The organism is Arcobacter iocasae, from assembly GCF_042214795.1.
GTDB classification, from domain to species: Bacteria; Campylobacterota; Campylobacteria; order Campylobacterales; family Arcobacteraceae; genus Arcobacter; species Arcobacter iocasae.
This window is the reverse complement of the sequence record NZ_CP090177.1, coordinates 1,197,778-1,221,529: the sequence shown is the minus strand read 5'-3', so window position 1 is coordinate 1,221,529 and position 23,752 is coordinate 1,197,778. Positions and strand designations below refer to the sequence as shown.

Here is a 23,752-nt window from a genome sequence, read left to right as displayed (position 1 = left end):
AGGGGCAAATAATGAAAATGATTTTAATGAGCTTGTATTTTCTTTTTGTGCTAAATGTATTTGCAGATAGTGTACAAAGTAAAGGTGAGGTTTATATAAATGGACAAAAAGCTACAAAAAGTAGTGTTGTAAAACTTGGTGATTTTATAAAAACAGGTAAAAACTCAAAAGTAAAATTTAATATAGGAAAAGATGCTTTTTTGGCGAATGCTGACACAAAATTTTCAATAGAAGAAAAGGGTGGATTAAAAACTCTTAATGTAGTAACAGGTGGAGTTCTAGCAGTTTTTGGCAAAGGTGGTAGTAAACATGAAGTTAAAACAGAAAATATGACAGCAGGTATTAGAGGAACTGGTGTTTATGTAGAACATATTGATGGGAAGTCTTATTTTTGTACATGTTATGGAGAAACAGAGTTAAATACAGCAAAAGCTCATAAGTCATATGAAGCAAAACACCATAATATGGCTTGGGTATTAGCAGATGGCACAATAAAACCTGCAAAAAAATTAAGAGATCATAATGATGATGAGCTTAGGGAACTTGAATCAATGGTAGGAAGAATTCCTCCCTTTGATAAGTAGTAAAAGCAATTAGCAATTAGTTGCTAATAGGCCTTCTTTTACTATTTCGTACTCTTCTTTACCTTTTAAAATCTTTACAATTTCCAAAGCAAAAACTGTAGCAGTAGCTGGTCCTCTTGAAGTTAATACTTTTCCATCAATTACTATATTTTCATTTTGAGTATAGCCCTCTTCTTTGATTTTAGCTTCAAATCCAGGATAACAAGTATAATTTTTGTTTAATACTCCAGCTTTATGCAAAGCAAATGGTGCTGCACAAATTGCAGCAATATTTTTGTTTTTTTCTTTAAATTGCTTAAGTATTTTTTGCAAAAGCTCGTTTTCTGCTAGGTTAAAAGCATTTGGTAATCCACCAGGTAAAGCAATCATATCAAAATCTTTTTCATCAATATCAGATAATAATTTATCAGCTTTTATTGATATTTGATGAGCACCAAGAACATTTATCTCTTCTATAGAAGCTATTGTTACCTCAATATTGCCTCTTCTACAAATATCAATTATACTTACTGTTTCAATCTCTTCAAATCCACTTGAAATGGGTACTAATAGTTTTGCCATTATGAAATCCTTTTTAGTTTTATCTTAACATATTTTTTATGTAAAAGTGAATAATTGCATTAGCTAAAATATGCATTGATTTACATTTATTAATATTAGTTTAATCAATGCTTACAAAGAGATAAAATGGTAACTATTCAAGTACATATAAGTAAAGTTTAAATAAAATTTATCAATTATAAAAAGGGGTAATACATGCTTAAGCTATTAAGAAACTCTTGTTTGATTCTTTTATCAACACTAACAATTTCGTGTGCTTCAGATTCAGCTATGAAAGTAACTATGAATCCAAGTGAAAAAGCAGGAATTGATAAAGCTAATGAAAAAGTTCAAGTTACAAAAGAACATATGAAAATTGCAGAAGATATGCAACAAAATGTCACTACGCAAAATTCTTTAGAGGCTACTATTTCTTCGCTTGCAACTCAAATGATGCAAAATAACAAGATGCATACAAACAAATCTGTGTTAATTACATCTTTTGTTAGATTAGACAACTTCAAAAAAACTACTGAGTTTGGAAGAGTTATTAGTGAGAGTTTAATAAATGAACTTTCTAACAGAGGTTTTAATATCATTGAGTTTAGAGGTCAAATGGGTGTTTCTGTTAATGAAAAAGGTGAATATTTTATTACTAGAAATACAAGTAAGATGAAAGAGAATGTTCAAAATAGTTTTATAGTAGTTGGAACATATTCAAGACAATATGGAAGAATTATGTTAAATGCTAGAGTTTTAGATAATGCTACGGGTCAAATTATTACAAGTGCTAGATCTACTTATGAACATGGTTTAAGAAATGACTGTGTTATTTTTAAAGATTGTAAACCTCCAAGAACTATTAAAATAATGCGAGAAGAATAATAATTTATGAAATTAAACTTCTTTAGTAAAGGGATGATAAAACTCTTTTTAACATCTCTTTTTCTTCCTCTTCTTTTCACTTCTTGTGTATATAAAGACCTTGATGGTGCCAATAATTTTCAAGCTATGTTAAGAGCTTTAGTTGAAAACTCATATGCTAAACTTGATAAAAATATTTCTAAAGATGAAACAGTTTTGGTTTCAGATTTTGTAAATCTTGATAATCTTCAAAATCACTCAAAGTTAGGCTTCTTATTATCAGATACTCTTAAAAATTCTTTGTTAAGTAAAAATATTTTAGTACGAGAAGTTGAATTGGGAAATAATTTCCAAATTGGAAAGCGTGGATTTAATGTATTAAGTCGAAATTCTAATAAAATCAATAATCAAGTCATTGATGAAAATTTTGCAGTTGTAGGTACATATAGTGTTACAACAAGAAGATTAATAGTTTTTATAAAACTTATTGATGTAAGAAGTGGAACAATCTTAAGTTCTTCAACTGCCTCAACCTTAATAGATGAGGAAATCTTAGACTTAGAAAGAACTCCTGATTCTAGTACTGTTTATGCACCAATGGTTCTATAAAAAGTCTTGAATTAAAAACTGAGGAGTTATATCTCCTCTAAACTCATTTTTATTTATTGAAATAATCATATCAACACTGTTTTTATCTATTTTATCACTATAAAATTTAATAGCTTCAAAATCACAACCATCCACATTTAGAAAAAGTTTTAAGTGGTTTTTTTCTTTACCAAAAAGTTCTGATTTTATCACTTTTGCATTTGATATTTTAAATATTGGTTTATGGTTTTCCAAGCCATAGGGTTCAAACATCTCTATAATATCCATAAACTCTAAATCTACACTTGAAATATCAAGTTCACCTAGTGTTATAGGCTCTATGTATAGCTCTTTTGATGCTTTACTTAGTGCAGAGTTAATAATGGCTTTAAACTCATCTAAGTGCTCTATTTTCATAGAAATACCAGCTGCATTTTTATGCCCACCAAAACCTAATAAAAGATGCTGTGCTTCTGAGATAATTGTATGTAAGTTAATATCTGCATTTGCCCTTGCACTTCCCTTTGCTATTCCATTGCTTATAGAAAAAATAAAAGCAGGTCTTTTAAACGCATGTGATAATTTTGAAGCAACTATTCCAATTACACCTTCATGCCAATTATCACCCCAAACAACTATTGCTTTATCATCTACATTTATTTCATATTTTGCTTTTAATGAGATGCTTTCCTGTAAGAGTTTTCTTTTATTATTTAGCTCTTCTAATAAATCTAAGGCTTCACTTGCTTCTTCAAAGTTAGTTGATAATAAAAAAGATAGAGCAATAGATGCATCATCCATTCTTCCTGCACTATTTATTTTAGGAGCAATTATAAAACCAATATCATCTGAAATAAAAGAGCTTTTTCTCATAGTGCTTCGTAGGTATGATATAGATACTCTATTTGAGGTCTCAATTCTCTTTAGACCATTTTTAACCATAATATAATTAAGACTTGTCATGGGCATCATATCGGCAATAATAGCTATACATAATAAGTCTAAAAAGTTAGTCATATTTATATCTAGGTTTAACTCTTTTTTTATTGATGCACAAAAGTACCAAGCAACTTGAGCGCCACAAATATCTTTAAAAGGGAAGTTACAATCTTCTTGTTTGGGATTTATAATTGAATAGGCATTTGGGATTTCGCTTCCAACAGTGTGGTGATCTGTGATAATAACATCAATATTCTTATCATTTAAAATTTGAGTTGCTGCACATGCTGAAATTCCATTATCAACTGTGATTACTAATCCACTATCAATTAGTTCAGATATTTTTGGAGATAAACCATATCCATGCTCAAATCTATTTGGGATTATATAATCAACTTCATAACCAACTTGTCTAAAAAAATCAACCATAATGGAAGTTGAAACAACACCATCAACATCATAATCACCAACTATGGTGATTTTTTCATTATCTAATATTGCTTGTTTTACTCTTTTGGTAGCTTTTTGGATATCTTTAAAGCCTGTAGGTGGAGGAATATCTGCAAGCTTAGAGTATGTACTCTTTAGATGTCTTGCAGATAGTATGTCAAAAAGTTTTTGTTTTGTGACTTTTGACATTACTTTGTTTTAGTAGCTTGTCTTACAAATTCTGTTATTATTGGATTTGGTGTTTCTAAATGAGATGTAAACTCAGGGTGAAATTGAACACCAACAAACCAAGGGTGATCTTTAAGCTCTACTGCTTCAATTAGTCCATCTGACTCACCAGAAACAATCATTCCTGCTTCTTCTAATCTTTGTTTGTAAGCAGGATTTGCTTCATATCTATGTCTATGTCTTTCATAGTAAGTTTCATTATTTCCATAAGCAGCTTTTAGTTTTGTTCCAGCTTTTGGATTAAATGGATACTCACCTAATCTCATTGTTCCACCCATTGGTGATTTGTGAGTTCTTAGTTGCTTATTACCAGATTGGTCCATAAATTCATCAATTAAATAAATAGCAGGATTAGTAGTTTTTTCATCAAATTCAATTGAGTTTGCATCTTCTATACCTAGAACATTTCTACAATATTCTACAATAGAAAGCTGCATACCTAAACAAATTCCTAAAAAAGGAATATTATTTACCCTTGCATATTCAATTGCTTTTAATTTACCTTCAACTCCTCTATTACCAAACCCACCTGCAACTAAGATTGCATCAGAATTGCCTATAATATCGTAAGCTCCAACATCTTCTATTCTTTCACTATCACACCAGTTAATATTAACTTTTGTATTTAAGTGAGCTCCTGCGTGAATCAATGATTCTGTTAAAGATTTATAAGATTCTTTTAGTTCTATATATTTACCTACAAAAGCAATTGTTACTTCACCTTGCGGAAGAATAATATGTTTTACAAGAGTTTCCCATTTTTCCATATTTGGTTTTATTTTGATGTTAAAGTGCTCTGATAAAGGAGTTAAAATACCTTCTTTTAAGAAATTCATAGGAACTTGATAAATTGATTGTGCATCACCTGCTTCAACTACAGCATTGTTGTTGATATCACAAGACATTGCAAGTTTTTTCTTTAACTCTTTTGGTAGAGGTTTTTCACTTCTACATACAAGCATATGAGGGGTAATACCAATTCTTCTTAATTCTTGAACACTGTGTTGAGTTGGTTTTGTTTTAAGTTCACCAGCCGCTGCAATATATGGAACAAGTGTTACATGAATATTCATAGTTCTATCTTTATTCAATTCATGTCTTATTTCTCTAATTGACTCCATAAATGGTAAACCTTCGATATCTCCTACTGTTCCACCTAGTTCAACAATTAAAAAGTCATAACCTTCCGCTGCATCAAAAATTCTTGCTTTTATTTCATCAACTACATGAGGAACTACTTGAATAGTTTTTCCTAAATATCCACCTTGTCTTTCTCTTCTTATTACAGATAAATAAACTTGTCCTGTAGTAAAACTATTTTTTGCACCAAGAGTTACATCAATAAATCTTTCATAATTTCCTAAATCTAAATCTGTTTCAGCACCATCTGCTGTAACGAATACTTCTCCATGTTCTAATGGACTCATTGTTCCTGGATCAACATTTAAATATGGATCGATTTTTAGCATAGTTACTCTGTAACCTGATTGCTTTAAAATAGTAGCGATAGAGGCAGAAGTTATCCCTTTTCCTAAGGAACTTAAGACTCCACCTGTAACAAATATAAATTTAGTCATTGGTGATACTCCGTAAAAAATAGTAGTTATTTATAGCCGCGATTATAGCTAAAGTATTGTTAAGTAGGGTTTAATTTTTTGCAAGATTTTTGTAAGTGTAAATATTTAAATCTACACTTACAAAGAGTTTTATTTATTAAGTATAGCTTCTCTTTTTTTAAGCATATCTTCTCTTGGATAGATAAATACGGCTTTTCTAAATACTTGAACTCTATCTGGCTCATCTTCTGCATAAGCCCTAATAGTAACTGTTATTGGTGTATCTTTTGTATTATCAGCTACTAATTCAGATTTTGTTCCTAAAATTACAACTTTTTTAGCTAATTTACCAGCACCTAGTGAAAAAGGATTAAATCTTTCTATAAATATGTCTTTATTATCTACTATTTCTAGTGCATATTTATGTCTTTTTGAATCAGTATTTTGAAATAAGAATAGGAAGTTATTCGTAACAAGGTTATCTTTTTTTACTTGATACAATTGAGTAGTTTTATTAATATTTAAAAGCATATACTCTTTTTCACCACCCATTATAAATAAAAGTCCAATTACAATTAGTAAAGCAATACTATACATAACAGTTGATTTTCTTACAACCTTTGTAGGGATATTGTTTTTTATGTTATTTGTACTTGTCCATTGAACTAATGATTCTTTACCAAGTTTACCCATAACAGAAGTACAAGCATCAACACATTCTAGACAGTTGATACACTCTAATTGTAAACCTTTTCTAATATCAATATGAGTAGGACACACTGTTACACATGATTCACATGTAGTACACTCATTTGCAGGATCTGGTAAATCTTTTTCTTTGAAAATAATTTTCTCTTTATTTTTATTATAGATATCACCACCTCTATTAGTAGAGTAAATTGCTTGTAGAGTATTGTCATCATATAAAACAGATTGAACTCTTGAATAAGGACAAACATAAACACAAAAGTCTTCTTTTAGTTTTACAACATCATATACTAAGAATGCGGCAATAGATAATACAATACCTATTAAAAACATATGTTCTGTTGGATTTTGTATATATGCAAAAAAGTCTTCTGGAGGAACAAAATACCACATAAAATCAGCTGCTGCAACAAGAGCTAAAATAGCCCATAAAATAATACCAACTATTTTTTTACTTGCATTCTCAGCTTTTGAATAATCAGGCTCTTTTTGTTTATTTTTGATTCTTCTTAATTTTAATAAAGTTGATTCGATTAAATCTCTATATACAACCCTAAAGATTGTTTGAGGACAGGCCCACCCACACCAAGCTCTTCCTCCAATTGCTGTAGCAGCAAAAATACCTAAAAATAGAAGCATCAATAAAAAAGGCATCATATAAAGCTCTTGCATATCAAATGCAATACCCATAAGATGTAGTTGTTTCTTATCAAATGATAATAGGAATATATGATTTCCACCTATTCTAATAAATGGAATAGCTAGGGCCATAATTGTAACTGCTAAATAGACATAATATCTTTTAAATCGATAAGGTGATTTCTTAGCAATTTGAACACTTTCTGAAGCCATGTTTTAACCTTTCATAAGGTGAAATTATATTTTTCACCTTTGTTTTTTGAATTATAGAAGATAAGAACTTATAAGAAGCATAATAAAATCATAAGCTGATGTTATAATTATCAGCTATTGATATTATTATCGGGACTAAATTTTTTCCTTATTTGTAACACTAAAGTGTTAAAATCAAAAATTTCAATATCATTTAGGTTTGGGTAAGAAGAAATAATATCTTCAAATTCTATTATCATTTTATCTAAGTTTTCGTTATAGTTTATTGTAGGAAGGTTTAAATTCTCAATAAATTGCAAATTATAACTTTTATCTTTTCTTAAAAGTAGAACAGGCTTATTTCCACAAGCTATAGATTCCAAACAACTTTGAATAGAAGTTGTTAATAAAAATTTAGAATTAGAAATAGTATCAATATACTCTTCATCTGTAAATATATTTTCAAAATAAGGGGTTAACTTTGTTTCATTCCCTAAGAAAAAATAGTGTCCCAAAAGTAAATTTATTTGTTTTTTTGAACTATTTTTTATAAGTTCTAGCAATAAATTACCATAATCATCATCACCAAAAAAAAGAGTTTTTTCAAATTTTGGATTAGGATTTATTTTAAATAGTTTATCATCAACAATATTTTGTGGTGTATCAACACCCACTTTATAAAGTAGTGAACAAAAATCCTTCATATGCTTTTCCATGATATCTGTTGTCTCATCAGAATCAAAGATTAATATGTCACCTCTTTCCATGATATTTGGAAGATTTGTTAAGATATCAACACTTACATATTTTTTGATACCTAACTCTTCTTTTGCATAAACTCCTGCTCTAAAATCGCAAGTACAAAGTATGGGGTCAAACTCTTTTAGTTTTGCTGCAATTGCACAACAGGTTCTTGTATCTTCCAATCCAATTGAGTGTCCACTTTTGGCATAAATATATATTTTCACTATTTTTTTACCTTTTGTATAATGAGGTGTGATTTAAATGGATTTATTATAGTAGCGAACAAAGAGTTAAAATATATTTTAACTCTTTGCTTTTTCTGAATAATTATTCAGTTTTTTAGAAACTTGTTTATTTTTTCTTTTTTTCACTTAGTCTTGAAACAAATATATAAAATAAAGGAATAAAGACAATAGCAATAATTGTAGCTGTCAGCATTCCTCCGATTACACCTGTTCCAATAGAGTGTCTACTTGCAGCACCTGCTCCTGTACTAATAGCTAAAGGAACAACCCCTAACATAAATGCAAGAGATGTCATAATAATAGGTCTAATTCTTAATCTTGCTGCATTTATTGCTGCATCATAAATACTTTCACCATCTTTTCTTTGTTGCATAGCAAACTCTACAATCAAAATTGCATTTTTAGCGGATAATCCAATTAAAACTAAAATACCTACCTGGAAGTAAATATCATTTTCTAATCCTCTCATCATAGTTGCTACAACTGCACCAAATACCCCAAAAGGAATAGCCATAACAACAGAAATTGGCATCATCCATCTTTCATATTGTGCTGCTAGGATTAAGTATAAAAATAATATACCAAAAATAAAGGCTAAATAACTCTTGCTAGAGATCCTTTTCTCTTGATAAGCAGTTCCTACCCAACTAATTGCGTAATCATTTGGTAAAATCTCATTTGAAACTTCTTCAATAGCTTTTAATGCATCACCTGAACTATATCCCGGAGCTGGTTGTCCTGAAATCTTTGCTGATGTAAAAAGATTAAATCTTTCAACTAAATCCGCACCAGTTGTTTTTGTAACTGTTACAAAAGAACTTACAGGAAGAAGTTCATTATTTGAAGCTTTTACAAATACTTTATTTAAGTCTTCAACACCTTTTCTAAATTCACCTTTTGCTTGGATATTTACTGTATAAGTTCTTCCATACAAGTTGAAGTCATTTATATAATAACTCCCAAAAGTTGAACTAAGAGTTGAAAAAATATCTGCAATATTGACACCTTTTGATTTAGCTTTTATATTATCAACTTTAAGTGAATATTGTGGTACATTCGTTGCAAGAGTTGTTCTAACTGCTGTTAATTCTGGTCTTGCATTTGCTTTTTGAATTATCTCTTGAACATATTTATTTAAATCTTTAACACCGCTTCCTGATTTATTTTGTACATACATCTCAAAACCACCAGAAACACCCATACCCATAATTGGAGGTGGAAGTACTGCAAATGAGAATCCATCTGTAGTTCTACCCATTAGTTGTCCTGTAAATCTTCCTGCAATTGCATCTGCTTGCTGCTCTGGTTGTTTTCTTTCTTCCCAATCTTTAAGTTTAACAATTGTTGCAGCAGAATTAGTTCTTAAAGCAAAAGTCATAAAGTCTAATCCACTAAGTGTTAATGTATTCTCTACACTTGTATCTTGTTTAACCGTATCAAAAATTTCATCTGTCAATTTAGTAGTTCTATTTAAAGATGAACCAGGAGGGTTATAAGAGAAGATAAATATTGCTCCTTGGTCCTCTTGTGGAACAAGTGCTGTTCTCATATTTGTATACATATTATATGTAATAAATATTAAACCTCCAAATAAAAGGAAACTTAGTATTGAATATCTAATAGTACTTTTTACCATAAAAGAATAACCATTTGTAAACTTATCAAACATATTGTTAAACCATTTGAAAAAGCCTTGTGGTTTAACATGATTATCTTTTAATAAAACTGCACAAAGTGAAGGAGTTAATGTTAATGCAACAAATCCAGAGATTACAATTGAAACAACAATTGTAATAGCAAATTGTTTGTACATTACTCCTGATAAACCACTAATAAATGCAACAGGAATGAATACAGCAGAAAGAACTAATATAATAGCTACTAATGCTCCAGAAACTTCTTTCATGGCTTTAAATGCAGCATCTTTTGGAGCCATTCCTTCACTTAAATGCCTCTCAACATTTTCAATTACAATAATAGCATCATCAACAACAATACCAATTGCCAATACTAAACCAAATAGGGTTAATAAGTTTATACTGAATCCCAGCATATACATTCCTGCAAATGCTCCTACAATAGAAACTGGAACTGCTAAAACAGGAATAAGTGTTGCTCTCCAATTTTGTAAAAATAAGAAAATAATTGCAACAACAAGAATAATTGCTTCAACAAAAGTTTTTGCAACTTCTTTTATTGATACTTCAATAAAGTCAGTACTACTATAAGGTATTTTGTAAGATACTCCACTTGGAAATTTCTCACTAGCTTTTAATAGTGTTTCTTTTACAGCTTTTGCTGTATCAATAGCATTTGCTCCACTTTGCAAAAATATACCAATAGGAATAGAAGGAAAGCCATTTAATTTTGAATTCAAGTTATAACTACTAGCTCCTAATTCTACAGTTGCTACATCTTTTAATAATAAAGCACTACCATCTTTATTTGCTCTAATTACTATGTTACCAAACTCTGTTGGACTACTAAGTCTTGGTGGAGTTTGTAATGTATATGTAAACATTTGTTTATTTGCAATTGGTTCTGCTGCAAATTTACCTGCTGCATATTGTTGATTTTGTTCTTTAATTGCATTTATAAGGTCAGTTGTAGTAAGTCCAAAATTTGATAATTTTTCAGGATTTACCCAAACTCTTATGGCATAATCTTTTGCACCAAAAATTGTAGCATCCCCAACACCTTTGATTCTTTTTAAGTCATCAACAACATTCATTAATGCATAATTAGAAATAAAAGTAGTGTCTTTAGAATAATCTGGTGAAAAGAAACTTATCACTTGAAGTAAACTTGGAGATCTTTCAGTTACTGTTACCCCTTGTTTTTGTACTTCTGCTGGAAGTTTTGCTAAGGCTGATTGCACACGGTTGTTTACATCGATTTTTGCATCATCAGCATTTGTTCCTACTTCAAAATATACATTGATACTAACAACTCCACTATCTGCTGCTAATGAATTCATATAAATCATATCTTTAGCACCGTTGATTTTTTCTTCAAGTGGTGCAGCAACAGTTTTTGAAATTGTTTCTGCACTAGCACCTGGATATGTAGTTGATACAATAATTTGAGGTGGAACAACCTTTGGATACTGTTCAATTGGCAAATTTACCATTGAAAGTAATCCAGCTAGGAAAATAAGAATAGATATTACGGCTGAAAAGACCGGTCTATTTATGAAAAATGCTGAAAACATATTATTTGTCACCTATGATTTGAACAGGAGCATTTGGTCTTACTTTTGCAATATTACTAATAATAATTTTATCTCCAGCTTTTAAACCAGATTCAATAATCACTCCACTTGAAGTTAAATTACCAATTTTAACAGGTCTAATTGTTGCAACACCATTTTCAATCACATAAACTGCTGCTCCATTAGCTGATTGTAAAATGGCAATTTCAGGGATAGTAAAAACATTTTTAATTTTTATATTTTTAATTTCTATTGTAGAATAACCACCAATAATAAGTTCATTGTCCTTATTCTCAAATGTTGTTCTTAATAATAAACTATCTGTTGCTGTATCAATTTTTGAAGAGACAAAATTTAATTTACCATCTGAATATGTTTTTCCATTTGCAGAAATGTTAAAATTTACACTTCCTTTTTTTATTTGCTCTAAATATTTAGAAATATCTTTTTGAGGTAAAGAAAATTCTACATATACAGGATTTGTATTTGTTACAGTTAATAAATTTGAGTTATTTTCATTTGAACCTACATAATTTCCTTCATCAAAAGCACTTTTCCCTGTTAGACCATTTATTGGTGATCTTATTAGTGTATATTGATAACTGATTTTTGCATCTTGTACTTTTGCTTTATAATTTTGCACATCAGCTAGAGCATCTTGATATGTGTATAAGTAATCATCTTTTGATTGTTCACTTATAGATTTTGCAGCAAATAATTTTTCTGCTCTTTTCCAATCTTTTGTAGCTTTTGTAAGTAAAGCTTCCGCTTTATCTAATTGAGCTTGTGCAGCATTTAAATTTGCTTGATAAGTATCTTGTTCTATTTTGTATAATAAAGCGCCTTTTTTCACAAAATCACCATCTTGGAAATATTTTTTTACTAGTTTCCCAGAAACTCTAGCGATAATATTTACTTCACTTTTTGATTTTATTAAAGCAGGATAATCCTTTTCTACAGTTGTCTCATTTGTGTTTACTGTATAGGCTTTTACCGGAAGAGGAGGCATTTGTTGCCCTGCTGCAAATAAAAAGTTTAATCCTAAAATAAACAAACCTACTAATATTTTTTTCATTCTACATAATCTCCTACATTTTTACCACTATAATAAATTATTGTGGCTTTGTTAATTTCTAAATCATATTGTGAACTTTTTAATTGACTTAGGGCATCATATTTCTCAGTTAATGCTTCTAGAAAAGTAACATTATCTACAAGTCCATTTTGGTATTTTGATTTAATTGAATCATATACACTAGTTGCTGCTTTTAAAGATGCTTTTGCAGCTTTTACTTTAACTTTCCCTATCTCATAGGTTTTGAGTGATGTTTTTAATTCTGTATCAGCTTTTTTCTTTTGGTATTCATAGTTTGATCTTTTACTTAAGTATTCTTTGTATTTTGCACTATATTTTTTACCTGTAGAATTAAAGTTGAAAATATCCCATGAAAGATTTACAGAAAATACATTTTGATCTTTATATTCTTCAGGAATAGAGTTATCTTTATAGTTTCTATCATAATACGAGTATGTATTATCTAATGTGATTTTTGGTAAATAGCCACTTTTTTCTTGTCTTGCATCATATTTTAGTTTTTCTATATTGTATTCTAAAGATTTAATATCAGGTCTTTGTGCTTTCATATCACTATTTATATTAATATCTTTTATAGAAGAACCAGCAGTTATACTAACTTCTTGACCTGTTACATATTCAAGAGTATGTAACACTGTTATAATATTCAATTCAATTTGATTAAGGTCAAAAATTGAACTTTGAATTCTTGATTCGATTTTATCATATTCATCAGTTGTAGAAGAACCAACATCAACAAAATTTTTGACTCTATTTCCTTCTGATTTTAGTTGTTCTATCTCTTTTTGTTTAGCATCTTTTTGAGCTTCTAAAGTTAGATATTGATAATAATAATTTACAACATCAAGTGCAACTTCATTTTTAAGTGCTGATAAATTCTCTTTAGAACTTTTTATGTATGATTTATAACTTTTAAATAAGTTATATCTTTTGTTTCCATCATATATTGTTAGTCCAACTTTTGCATAAGATGTATAACCATTTGCAGGCATATTTTGACTCTCACGATTAGTATTTTGATAAGAAGTTCCAATACTTACATTTGGTAAATAAGATCTTTTTACACTACTGTACTCATCTTTTACAGATTCTACTGTTTCTTGTGAAGATTGAATTAGTTTATTTTTTTGAGAAATATTTATCAATTCACTTAAATCTTGACTCCATAAAAAAATAGGTAAGAAAAATAATAAATGTATTTTTTTCATTTTACTCCTTTATATTTGTGAAAAGATAGCATTTTATAACTTAAATATATCTTGCGAGAAAGATATATTTAATATTTTTATGTTATACTTACATTATGAATAAAAATTACATAAAAAATTGCTATGAAAATATAGAAAAGAATCCAAAGTTTGAAACCTTTGGTATTAGTTTGCCTTTAACCTTGATTTATAAGAGTATGTTTAATAAACATGAAAATATAATGAAGGTCAATTATGGAATAAACCACTCAGAAATTGATGTGCTTATTAGTCTTTATTTTAATGGTTATATACAATCCCCCACAGAATTGTATGAGAGTACAATTTTCTCTTCAGGAGGAATGACAAAAGTTCTAAAAAAATTAGAGGAGAATAAGTATATAAGTAGAATAGCTGATAAAAAAGATAAAAGAAGTATGCTTGTACAACTTGAAGAAAAAGGTGCACAAATAGCAGTTGAGCTCTTAGATATCTTTGCAACAGAGAATAATAAAGTTTATGGAATATTAGATGAAGAAGAGAAAAGGGTTATAAAAAAAGCTTTTAAAAAATTATTAAGTGCAATTGAGTAATGCTTTATAAAAAGATGTAGATTAAAATCTACATCTTTTTTTATATAATAGTTAATTCATATCTGGTTTAGGCGTTGCTTCTGTAGCAATAGGAAGAAGAGGATATATGATTTTTGGTTTTTCTCCTGTAAGTGATTTCAAAAATGTAACAATAGATTTTGCATCATTGTCTGAAATTTTTAAACCTAATTGAGTAGAACCCATTACTTTAACTGCTTTAGTTAAAGACCAAACTCCTCCATTATGAAAATAAGGAGTTGTTTCTTCTATATTTCTCAAAGTTGGGGTTTTAACCATTCCATCTTTATCTCCTTTAAAGTCTCCTAAATTAGCAAATTCATATTTAGCAGCAGTTGCAAATGGTTGCATTGTTCCACCTAGTCCTATGTCATTGTGACAAGAAGTACAACCTTTGTCAATAAATAGATTTAAACCCTCTTTTTCTTCTTTATTAAGTGATGATAGATTTCCATTTAAAAAATCATCGTATTTAGAAGGAGTGATAAGTGTTCTTTCAAATACTGCAATAGTATCTGCGATAAGTTTAAAGTCAATTTTTACTTTTTCCCCATAAGTATCTTTAAACTCATCAACATATCCTTTCATTGATGTTACTCTATCTACGACTAATTTAGAAGGTGCTGCCATTTCTGGACCAGCTTGAATAGGACCTTGTGCTTGATCTTCTAAGTGTGGAGATCTTCCATTCCAAAATTGAACTTTATTTAAAACAGAGTTGTAAACTGTAGGTGAATTTAGATGATGAGGATTTGCTGTCCATTTGTGTCCAATAGCAGCTGAAACTCCATCTACTCCACCCATTGCTAAATTGTGACAGGTATTACATGAAATAAGACCACTTTTTGATAATCTTGGTTCAAAATAAAGTTTTTTACCTAATTCTACTTTTTTAGCTGTAATAGGATTATTAGGGTCATCTACCAATTTTAGAATCTCTAATTCACTTTTTGGAATTGCTTTTAAACCTGAATTCTTTGCTTTTTCTAACAAAGCAGAATCCGTCATTCCAAATATACTCACCGCTGAAAAAAGTACTAAGGTACTTGTCAATACAAACTTTTTCATAATGTCTCCTTATAAATTTTAGGACAAATTAAATTATCCTTAAAGTATTTTATTAGAATTTATATTAAATAAAACTTACTAAATAATAAAATTTATCATTAAAAATATAATATTTTTAGATAAATATTATCATTTATTAAATAATTGATTTTATTATATTATTGCAATACAATAGTAATCTATTAATAAGAGTTGGGAATAAAAGGAGTACTTATGATAATAAACTCAAATAATACTTTTGCTTTAAAAAGTAAGTGATATTTCTGTAAATTTTAACAAAATCTTAATGCCAATATTGGATTTTTAGTTGTAGTGTTATTAGGAATAATTGATATTAAGTAGATAAAGTATTATAATAAGAGTAGAAACAAATTTTAACAAAAGGAATTATTATGAATGATATTGAACTATATTTAAAGACAAAACAAGCTCAACTAGATGAGTATGAAGGAAAATTAAAAGAGTTGAAATCAAGTTTGTCTCCAACAGATGCACAAGCTAATGCTGAACTAGATAAACAAATTAAAGCAGTAGACTCGAAGATAAAAGATGGAAAGTTAAAATTAGAAGCACTAAGCAAAGCTAGTAAAGAGGAACTTGATGCCCATAAAAAAGCTATTGATGAATCTTTTCAAGCAATATATACTCATTTAGCGATGAGTTAGTATTTTATTAGTTTAAATACTTACACTAAGATACTCTCTTAGTGTAAGTACAAAATATCTAATCAACTTAGGATAAACTCCATTATAGTGAAAGGATAATAATGAAAATAAAATCTAAAGATTTTCGTATTACAAAAGAAAAAGAAGTTGAACTTGATAAGTGGCCGACCCAAGTTAAACCTATATACAAATCTAAAAAGAAATATAAAAAGCTCTTAAAAAAAAATATAAAAAAACTCAGTTCCAAACAGCAGTTACTCTATGCATCTAATAGTTATTCTATATTATTGATATTTCAAGCTATGGATGCAGCAGGAAAAGATAGTGCTATTAGGCATGTAATGTCTGGGATAAATCCTCAAGGATGTCAAGTATTTAGTTTCAGGCACCCAAGTGTTGAAGAACTACAGCATGATTTTCTTTGGCGTACTACTCAAGCTTTACCTGAGCGTGGTAGAATCGGTATTTTTAACCGATCTTATTATGAAGAGGTATTAATCGTACGAGTACATCCAGAGATTATGGAAGGTGAAAATATCCCTGAATCATTGTTGAATAAAAAAACTATTTGGAAAGAGCGCTACGAATCTATAGAAGCAATGGAAAAACATCTTTATAGAAATGGTACACGGATTATTAAGTTTTTTCTTCACCTCTCACCAAAAGAGCAGTGCAATCGATTTTTAAAGCGTATTGATAATCCAAAAAAAAACTGGAAGCTAAGTAATTCAGATATCCAAGAGAGAAAATTTTGGAAACAGTATATGAAAGCTTATGAAGATTGTTTAAATGCCACTAGTACGGAAAACTCACCTTGGTATGTTATTCCTGCAGATGATAAGAAGAACAGTAGGTTAATCATTTCAAAGATTATTCTTGATACATTGAAATCGCTTCAATTAACCTATCCAGTTGCAAGTGAGGAACACCGTCAAGAATTGCAAGATATACGCAATCAGCTAACAAAAGAAAATTTATAATTTTAAGTTATTTCTTTTTTTAGCTTAAATCTTAGTATATTTCATCATAAATTAGATAAAATAATTTTATGTAATGTTCTTAAAGGATATTTAAAATGGAAAGTATTGTTGCCTTAGAAGCACTTATTGCGGAAAATGAAAAAAAAATAGCTTTACAAAAACAACAGCTCAAAAATCATGAAGCGGGTATTAACAAACTCTCTCGTATGGGTATTGCCTCATCAGAAAACGCCTTAGAAATATCAACAGAGCTTGTGGAAAAATATAAAAAAATGTTAGAGAAACTTCAAACTATTGAAGGAAAAGAACTTGAAGAAAAAGAAAAACTAGTTTTTCTTGCTGAAAGAAAAAAATATTTTGATGCACAACCTTCAAGAATAAAGTTAAATGTAGAACAAAGCAATGATAAAAAACTTGAAGTTTTAAGAATCATAGAAGAACTACCTGTAGATGTTAATTTTGAAGATAAAGAACTTTTTGAAATAGCAACAAAATCACTTGAGTTAGGTCTTGGTGATTTAAATGATATTAGTAATAAATTAGAAGATATAAAAAATGAGTTTAAAGCAATAAAAGACCAAATAGATGAAAAAGACATACAAGAACTGGCAACTATTGATTTCTTTCTTCCAATTGTTGTTCTTCATTTTTATGTTTTAAGTTCAAATATAATAGATAATATTGAATTTGATAATGAAAGAGCCTTACAAAAAAAAGAAACATTAGTAAATGAGATAAATAAAAAACGAGAAGACTTTACAAACTCTTTAAAAGAAAAAGAAGAGTTATTAAAACAAAAACAATCTGAGGAAAATAGTGATAAAGAAGAAATAAAAAATCTTGAATCTATTATAAAAAGTCTTAATAATGAAATTAATAAACTCAAAGAGATAAAAATTCCAGAAGTAAAGCTAAAAACTTTTTCAGGATTTCCCAAATACCAAGATTGGTGGATAAGAGAGTTATGGGTTAGTCATCAAGCATATTTTGCTTTATTTAAATGGAAAGAAATCATTTCTAACTTATGTGCAACAACTGAACAAAAAAAGGCTTGGTCTATAATCTTTGATAGATGGGTTTTTATAAAAAAACTTCTTAATGATAAAGGAAAATTAGCATATGATTACCACTTTGCATTTGATTCATTGATGAGTACTTATGGAGAAATAGAAGAAGAGTTAGAGATAAAAAATATCGAATCTATGGAAATGATTATAAATCAAATAACTAAAAAAGAAGATTTTTCAAAAAATGTTGGGTTTCATAATATTAATACCTCATATTTGCAATTTAAAATGGATAAACTAAAGTCAAAAGATGATGGTAAAGATGAGAATGTATTATTTTAAGTGAACTTTTTTTAAAGGTTTTTTATTTATATAAAATAAAAATAGATGTGTTAATGTTAAAATTACTAAAATAGACAAATATAAAAATATTAGTTGGAAATCTAATATTTCTTCATCATCTAAATTATCTATTACGGTTATATAATAATTTTTGTTGCCATTGATAGCTTTTTCTTGATAATCATAAACTATAAACTTTATAGAATAAACTTTTGTAATATTGTTTTGAAATTGTGCAATAAAATCATCATAATTTTTTACATTTAAATCAGTATTTTTTTCAAATGAATAATTCTCGAGGTATTTAATATTTACTTGATTATTACTTTCGTCAAGATATTTATTGATTTTATTTATGATTTTTTGTCTTTCATTTAACAAAATATTTTCTAATATAATTTTTCTATTTTTAGCAATATAGTTATAATTATTAGAACTGTAATAAATATCAAGGGAATTGTCTTGTGTACATTGCGTTTTTTGTTTCTCACATAAATTAGTGAAAAAAGTATAATACTCATTGATTTGATTTTGATTTTTAATAATATAACCATTGGTTTCATAAGTAATAGCATCAAATTTATAATTTCTTAGCTTTTCTAATATTTGTAGGTATTCTTGAATATTCAAGAGTTTGGTTTTGTGTTTGAAGGGATGTGAATACTTATTAAATTTACTATAAAAAAGACGACGGAAAAAAATATTTTCTTTATTAAAATCAAAAAGTTTTTTTATATCATTATCAAATTTATATTCAAAGTTTTTATCTAAAAGTAAAAATTGTTGACAATATGGCACTTTACAAAGTCTATATCCTGAGATATCGATTCTTTGTCCAATTTTTGGTGGATTGTTTCTAATTGAATTTGCATTAATATATTCCATTTCTTTTTTATCAAGTAAAAGCATTCTCATAGATACATTAGTATACATACTATGATAAAGTAATACAAAAGATAATATAGTTATTATTAAAAAAGTAATAGCAATGACTTTGTGATAAAGTTTATTATTTCTTAATGTATCTATCTCAATATTATCTAATGGTTTTTGATCATTGATACTAATAATTTCTTTATTATCATATATTTCAACTATCATATCTGTTTTTGATTTAGGCATCGTAAGCATAGGGGGAATATAATATGCTTCTTTTTCAATGAGTAAATATTTTACCATCCTTGCTGGTCTGTTAGCTATAGTTTGGGCTAGCCAAGTAAATTTTACTTTCCCTTCAAGTTTTCTAACTTTTTTACTAACTTTTCCAACTTTTTTTAAATCACTAAATAGGTTTAAATATAAAAATGCTGTTGCTATAAAAAGAAAAGTTAATGAATATTTTGCAGAATAGAAATCTAATAAAATAATAAAAATAATAAAAGAGATAATAAAAAGAGTTACAAAAAATCCACCTGTAATATTTTGGAAATATAATTTTTCTTTTAAATTTGCTTCTCGTTCATTTATTAATTTACAATTATTTTCTAAATCTGGATAGTTTATTTTTTTGTTAGGATTCTTATACGCTTTTATTTGCTGAACAATAATAAAATATAGTGAATAAAGAATAATAGATGAACCAATGAGAACTAGTACTATAGTTATTATTTTATGCAAGTTTTACCTTATGATAAATTTTGGAGGCCATATTATCACAGATAGACTTAAGTTTATTGAGTTTAAAAGATTCTTAGATTGGTGTACAAAGGTATGAAATTCTTTTTCTCCATTAGCACTCACTTAGTACACAGAATTTACTATTTTTCATCAAAAATTTCGCCTTCGTTCCATCTTACAAGTTTTTTCTTCTATTATTTTCTCTTTAAATAAGAAATAACAAAAATAAATCATAAAGATACTATTTGAATACAGTCTTTAGTAATAATTGAATGAAAATAAATAATTACATGCGAAAAGGATTATATTCAATGAAAAAATTGACAATCAATTTTAAACTTATAAGTCTTATTATAATAAGTTTAATTCTACTTTCTTCAATTATTTTGGTAATTACGGCGTATAAAAGTACAACAAATACTGAAAATGAAAAATTAAATCAGTTAAAATCAATTGTTTCTGCAAAACAACAACATATCTCTGATTATTTTAAAACAATCGAAGGATTATTGGTATCCACTGCAAACTCAGCTTCTACTCAAGAAGCAATGAAAAATCTTATAAGAGGGTTTTATACAATTGGGAATGATGTTGAAAATATTGATGAAGTAAAAAAAGAGATTTTAGAGCATTATAAAAATTCATATGTAAATAAAATTAATTTTGATTTACCAAATGTTCCTAAAAAAAGAGCTCTTGAAGAGTATTTACCTAAAAACAAAAATGGACTTATGGCTCAATACATTTATATCATAAAAAATGAAGCTAAAATTGGCGAAAAAAATAAGATGAGTCAAACAACTTTATTCCTTAATAACTACACTTTTGCTCACATGAGATTTCATCCTACATTTAATACCTTATTAGAAAAATTTTCACTGTATGATGTTGTTTTAGTTGATATGATGGGAAATGTGGTTTATACAACTGCTAAAGAAAAAAATTTTGGTACAAACTTGAAAGAGGGAGTTTATTCAAATAGTGCATTAGCAAAAGTAAATGAAGAAGCATATAAACTTGAAAAAGGGAAAGTTGTTTTTTCTGATTTTAAACCTTTTGAGCCAAGTTATAACATGCCTGCATCTTTTTTGGCATCACCTGTTTTTAATAGTGAAAATAGAAGAATAGGAAATTTAATCATAGAGTTATCACCCGCTTCTATAGATAAAATTATGAATTTTGAAGGAAAATATGAGGAGTCAGGTTTAGGAGATACAGGTATTAGTTATCTTTTAGGAAGTGATTATAAGATGAGAAGTAATCACCGATTTATTAAAAATATAGATAATAAAAGTGTGAAAAGTTCTAGTACAACTATTTCTTTATATGAAATTAAAAATGATTTGATAAAAGAAGCACTAAAAAATAAAACAGGAGTAGGTATTACAGTTGATAACAAAGGTAATGATGTACTTACTGCTTATACAGGAATAAAAGTATTTGATAAACAATGGGCAATTATTTCTCAAATACAAGAAGATGAAGCTTTAAAAGATATTTTTAATTTAAATATTACCTTAATGATTATATCTGTAATAGTTCTAATCGTAATAATAGGTATATCAATAACTTTTTTAAGAAATACTATTTTAAAACCCCTTAAAAACTTTGAAAATGGGATAATTTCATTTTTCAAATATCTAAATAACGAAACAAAACAGATTGATTATTTGGATGATAGTAGTGAAGATGAACTTGGTAAAATGTCAAAAGTTGTAAATGAAAATATCAATAGAACAAAAGTAGGAATTGAAAAAGATAGAGAATTGATAGATGAAATTGTAAATGTTTTATCTGGATTTGAAAAAGGTGATTTAAATAAAAGAATTCAATCTGATTCTTTAAATCCATCATTAAGTCAATTGAAAAGTGTACTAAATAAGATGGCAGATAATCTTGAACTAAATATCAATAATATTTTAAGTGTATTAGACAAATATACAAACTACCACTACTTAGAAAAAGTAAGTACAACAGGTCTTAAAGAACAGTTACTACAACTAGCGAATGGTGTTAATAATTTAGGTGATTCTATAACAAATATGTTGATTGATAATAAAACAAATGGTATGAAACTTGATCAAAGTTCTAATGTATTAATTGAAGGTGTTGCTACTTTATCAAGAAATACAAACTCTGCTGCTGCGTCTATTGAAGAGACATCCGCTGCTTTGGAAGAGATAAATAGTAATCTTTTATCAAATAATGAAAATGTACAGAAAATGGCTGATTATTCTCAAGAGGTAAATGACTCTGTTGAAAAAGGAGAAGAACTAGCTAAAAAAACAACCTTAGCTATGGATGAAATAAATAGCCAAGTAACAGCCATAAATGAAGCAATAACAGTAATAGACCAAATAGCTTTCCAAACAAATATTTTATCTCTTAATGCAGCCGTTGAAGCAGCGACTGCAGGAGAAGCTGGAAAAGGATTCGCTGTTGTTGCTCAAGAAGTAAGAAACTTAGCAAATAGATCAACAGAAGCAGCAAAAGAGATTAAAAACTTAGTTGAAAATGCAAATATAAAAGCAAATGAGGGTAAAAATATTGCAGACACTATGATTGATGGTTATACGAAACTAAGTTCTAATATTAATAATACTATAGAACTGATTCAACTAGTTTCTACATCTTCAAAAGAACAACAAGCTGGAATCTCACAAATAACACAAACAGTTGCCTCTTTGGATAAACAAACCCAAGAAAATGCTTCAATCGCTCAAAATACAAATGAAGTTGCAAGGGAAACTGATATCATATCTAAAAGAATAGTTTCAGATGCAGATGAAAAAGAGTTTCATGGAAAAGATAGTATAAAAATAGATAATAGGTCTTGATATAAATATCTAAAAATAAAAAGGCTAGGTTTATTTATCTTGACTTAGTCTTTTCCCAGTTCTGTACTAAAAATACATAAGCGTATAAAATTATTATATGTTGTTTATTATAATTGCTTTACAATCTCTTTACTAAAATAAAGGGAAATAAATGAAAAAATTAACAATGACATTATTACTTGTTGCAACTACATCAATGTTTGCACATCAAATAACTGCAAAAAAAGCACTAAACAACACCTATAAAGCTGAATTCTGGGCTCATGGGCATTTTCAAAAATTTGCACCAAAACAACTCAAAGGTGCAACTGCTTATGATATAAATAATCAAAAAATCAAAACTGGAATTGATTATTCAAAAGATACTACACTTTTAACTGCTAAAAAACCTTCAATGATTGCACTTACATTTGATGCAGGCTATTGGGTTGAAGGAGAAGATGGATTTAAAAATATTAAAGAACCCTCTAAATATAAAGGAATAGTTTACGGAAGTTTAAAAAGCATAAAATATGGAAAAAGATATTTTGACTGGAGTGAAGAGTTTCTACAACCAATTGGAATGAAAATAGAGGTAATTCCATTAATTAATCCACTTAAAATCAAAGCAGGACAAACTATTCCTATACTTGTAATAAAAGATGGAAAAGCTTTTGAAAATGCAGGTATTGAAACTTCTGATTATGAAAATTTAGATATCAAAACAAATAAATTTGGAATAGCAAATGTACCTGTGAAAAATAAAGGTTTACAAATAATTGCAGCGGTTTATTATGGTGAACAAATAAATGATGCTAATGTAAATGGTATTACTTTACAAAGTAGTATTTCATTTGAAGTAAAATAATATGAAT

At 28.2% G+C, this 23,752-nt stretch carries 19 protein-coding genes; 9 read left to right on the top strand and 10 right to left on the bottom strand.

Translation table 11 applies throughout. The features are described from left to right. Window positions 1–11 precede the first annotated feature (11 nt). Window positions 12–584, top strand: coding sequence for a hypothetical protein (locus LXN10_RS06135; protein ID WP_375724993.1), 573 nt, complete (start codon window positions 12–14; stop codon window positions 582–584). Between the two features lie 9 nt (window positions 585–593). Here LXN10_RS06135 and LXN10_RS06130 read toward each other — a convergent pair whose 3' ends face one another. Then, the gene (locus LXN10_RS06130) at window positions 594–1,145 is read right to left on the bottom strand and encodes a DJ-1 family glyoxalase III (protein WP_375724992.1); all 552 of its coding nucleotides are present in this window, start codon (window positions 1,143–1,145) and stop codon (window positions 594–596) included. A 195-nt stretch (window positions 1,146–1,340) separates the two neighbouring features. On the opposite strand from LXN10_RS06130, the gene LXN10_RS06125 reads away from it, so the two are divergent. Further along, a complete protein-coding gene (locus LXN10_RS06125) occupies window positions 1,341–2,009 on the top strand; it encodes a FlgO family outer membrane protein (protein WP_129100760.1) in 669 nt (222 codons plus the stop codon). 6 nt (window positions 2,010–2,015) lie between these two features. After that, on the top strand, window positions 2,016–2,597 hold the full coding sequence (locus tag LXN10_RS06120; protein WP_375724991.1) for a FlgO family outer membrane protein: 582 nt from the start codon (window positions 2,016–2,018) through the stop codon (window positions 2,595–2,597). Here LXN10_RS06120 and recJ read toward each other — a convergent pair. From recJ to LXN10_RS06085, 7 genes are all read right to left on the bottom strand, one after another. Further along, window positions 2,592–4,154, bottom strand: a complete 1,563-nt coding sequence (recJ, locus tag LXN10_RS06115) for a single-stranded-DNA-specific exonuclease RecJ (RefSeq protein WP_375724990.1) — start codon at window positions 4,152–4,154, stop codon at window positions 2,592–2,594. The genes LXN10_RS06120 and recJ overlap by 6 nt on opposite strands. After that, window positions 4,154–5,770 (bottom strand): CTP synthase, encoded by a 1,617-nt coding sequence (locus LXN10_RS06110; RefSeq protein WP_375724989.1) that lies wholly within the window; start codon window positions 5,768–5,770, stop codon window positions 4,154–4,156. The genes recJ and LXN10_RS06110 overlap by 1 nt, the downstream gene beginning before the upstream one ends. Before the next feature lie 129 nt (window positions 5,771–5,899). Further along, entirely contained in the window at window positions 5,900–7,309 is a 1,410-nt protein-coding gene (gene ccoG, locus LXN10_RS06105; RefSeq protein ID WP_375724988.1) for a cytochrome c oxidase accessory protein CcoG, read from the bottom strand. Between the two features lie 110 nt (window positions 7,310–7,419). Continuing rightward, window positions 7,420–8,256, bottom strand: a complete 837-nt coding sequence (locus LXN10_RS06100; RefSeq protein WP_375724987.1) for a hypothetical protein — start codon at window positions 8,254–8,256, stop codon at window positions 7,420–7,422. Window positions 8,257–8,383: 127 nt separating this feature from the next. Then, window positions 8,384–11,488, bottom strand: coding sequence for an efflux RND transporter permease subunit (locus LXN10_RS06095; protein WP_375724986.1), 3,105 nt, complete (start codon window positions 11,486–11,488; stop codon window positions 8,384–8,386). Between the two features lies 1 nt (window position 11,489). After that, a complete protein-coding gene (locus LXN10_RS06090; protein ID WP_375724985.1) occupies window positions 11,490–12,563 on the bottom strand; it encodes an efflux RND transporter periplasmic adaptor subunit in 1,074 nt (357 codons plus the stop codon). After that, on the bottom strand, window positions 12,560–13,792 hold the full coding sequence (locus tag LXN10_RS06085) for a TolC family protein (RefSeq protein WP_375724984.1): 1,233 nt from the start codon (window positions 13,790–13,792) through the stop codon (window positions 12,560–12,562). The genes LXN10_RS06090 and LXN10_RS06085 overlap by 4 nt, the downstream gene beginning before the upstream one ends. 95 nt (window positions 13,793–13,887) lie before the next feature. Here LXN10_RS06085 and LXN10_RS06080 point away from each other — a divergent pair, with 95 nt between their 5' ends. Next, window positions 13,888–14,364, top strand: coding sequence for a MarR family winged helix-turn-helix transcriptional regulator (locus LXN10_RS06080; protein ID WP_375724983.1), 477 nt, complete (start codon window positions 13,888–13,890; stop codon window positions 14,362–14,364). A gap of 51 nt (window positions 14,365–14,415) precedes the next feature. Here the strand turns inward: LXN10_RS06080 and LXN10_RS06075 are convergent, their stop codons facing one another. Then, a complete protein-coding gene (locus tag LXN10_RS06075) occupies window positions 14,416–15,450 on the bottom strand; it encodes a cytochrome-c peroxidase (RefSeq protein WP_375724982.1) in 1,035 nt (344 codons plus the stop codon). A gap of 392 nt (window positions 15,451–15,842) precedes the next feature. On the opposite strand from LXN10_RS06075, the gene LXN10_RS06070 reads away from it, so the two are divergent. The 3 genes from LXN10_RS06070 to LXN10_RS06060 all read left to right on the top strand — a co-directional run bounded on the left by LXN10_RS06070 (window position 15,843) and on the right by LXN10_RS06060 (window position 18,444). Beyond that, window positions 15,843–16,115 carry a hypothetical protein gene (locus LXN10_RS06070; RefSeq protein WP_375724981.1) on the top strand — a complete coding sequence of 91 codons (273 nt, stop codon included), beginning with the start codon at window positions 15,843–15,845 and terminating at the stop codon, window positions 16,113–16,115. A gap of 101 nt (window positions 16,116–16,216) precedes the next feature. Continuing rightward, the gene (locus LXN10_RS06065; protein WP_375724980.1) at window positions 16,217–17,095 is read left to right on the top strand and encodes an ADP-polyphosphate phosphotransferase; all 879 of its coding nucleotides are present in this window, start codon (window positions 16,217–16,219) and stop codon (window positions 17,093–17,095) included. Window positions 17,096–17,190: 95 nt separating this feature from the next. Next, window positions 17,191–18,444 (top strand): hypothetical protein, encoded by a 1,254-nt coding sequence (locus LXN10_RS06060; RefSeq protein WP_375724979.1) that lies wholly within the window; start codon window positions 17,191–17,193, stop codon window positions 18,442–18,444. On the opposite strand, the gene LXN10_RS06055 is transcribed toward LXN10_RS06060, so the two are convergent. Next, window positions 18,436–20,061 (bottom strand): hypothetical protein, encoded by a 1,626-nt coding sequence (locus LXN10_RS06055; RefSeq protein WP_375724978.1) that lies wholly within the window; start codon window positions 20,059–20,061, stop codon window positions 18,436–18,438. The two genes, LXN10_RS06060 and LXN10_RS06055, sit on opposite strands and share 9 nt — an antisense overlap. Window positions 20,062–20,372: 311 nt before the next feature. Between LXN10_RS06055 and LXN10_RS06050 the strand changes: the two genes are divergently transcribed. Beyond that, entirely contained in the window at window positions 20,373–22,898 is a 2,526-nt protein-coding gene (locus LXN10_RS06050) for a methyl-accepting chemotaxis protein (RefSeq protein WP_375724977.1), read from the top strand. 151 nt (window positions 22,899–23,049) lie between these two features. Beyond that, a complete protein-coding gene (locus LXN10_RS06045) occupies window positions 23,050–23,745 on the top strand; it encodes a DUF4198 domain-containing protein (protein WP_375724976.1) in 696 nt (231 codons plus the stop codon). Window positions 23,746–23,752: the final 7 nt, after the last annotated feature.

Coding starts and splice junctions, on each gene's coding strand:
- LXN10_RS06060 (WP_375724979.1), top strand. CDS start 17,191: ATGGAAAGTATTGTTGCCTTAGAAGCACTTATTGCGGAAAATGAAAAA.
- ccoG (WP_375724988.1), bottom strand. CDS start 7,309: ATGGCTTCAGAAAGTGTTCAAATTGCTAAGAAATCACCTTATCGATTT.
- LXN10_RS06110 (WP_375724989.1), bottom strand. CDS start 5,770: ATGACTAAATTTATATTTGTTACAGGTGGAGTCTTAAGTTCCTTAGGA.
- LXN10_RS06050 (WP_375724977.1), top strand. CDS start 20,373: ATGAAAAAATTGACAATCAATTTTAAACTTATAAGTCTTATTATAATA.
- LXN10_RS06120 (WP_375724991.1), top strand. CDS start 2,016: ATGAAATTAAACTTCTTTAGTAAAGGGATGATAAAACTCTTTTTAACA.
- LXN10_RS06135 (WP_375724993.1), top strand. CDS start 12: ATGAAAATGATTTTAATGAGCTTGTATTTTCTTTTTGTGCTAAATGTA.
- LXN10_RS06125 (WP_129100760.1), top strand. CDS start 1,341: ATGCTTAAGCTATTAAGAAACTCTTGTTTGATTCTTTTATCAACACTA.
- LXN10_RS06095 (WP_375724986.1), bottom strand. CDS start 11,488: ATGTTTTCAGCATTTTTCATAAATAGACCGGTCTTTTCAGCCGTAATA.
- recJ (WP_375724990.1), bottom strand. CDS start 4,154: ATGTCAAAAGTCACAAAACAAAAACTTTTTGACATACTATCTGCAAGA.
- LXN10_RS06080 (WP_375724983.1), top strand. CDS start 13,888: ATGAATAAAAATTACATAAAAAATTGCTATGAAAATATAGAAAAGAAT.
- LXN10_RS06090 (WP_375724985.1), bottom strand. CDS start 12,563: ATGAAAAAAATATTAGTAGGTTTGTTTATTTTAGGATTAAACTTTTTA.
- LXN10_RS06085 (WP_375724984.1), bottom strand. CDS start 13,792: ATGAAAAAAATACATTTATTATTTTTCTTACCTATTTTTTTATGGAGT.
- LXN10_RS06075 (WP_375724982.1), bottom strand. CDS start 15,450: ATGAAAAAGTTTGTATTGACAAGTACCTTAGTACTTTTTTCAGCGGTG.
- LXN10_RS06070 (WP_375724981.1), top strand. CDS start 15,843: ATGAATGATATTGAACTATATTTAAAGACAAAACAAGCTCAACTAGAT.
- LXN10_RS06045 (WP_375724976.1), top strand. CDS start 23,050: ATGAAAAAATTAACAATGACATTATTACTTGTTGCAACTACATCAATG.
- LXN10_RS06130 (WP_375724992.1), bottom strand. CDS start 1,145: ATGGCAAAACTATTAGTACCCATTTCAAGTGGATTTGAAGAGATTGAA.
- LXN10_RS06065 (WP_375724980.1), top strand. CDS start 16,217: ATGAAAATAAAATCTAAAGATTTTCGTATTACAAAAGAAAAAGAAGTT.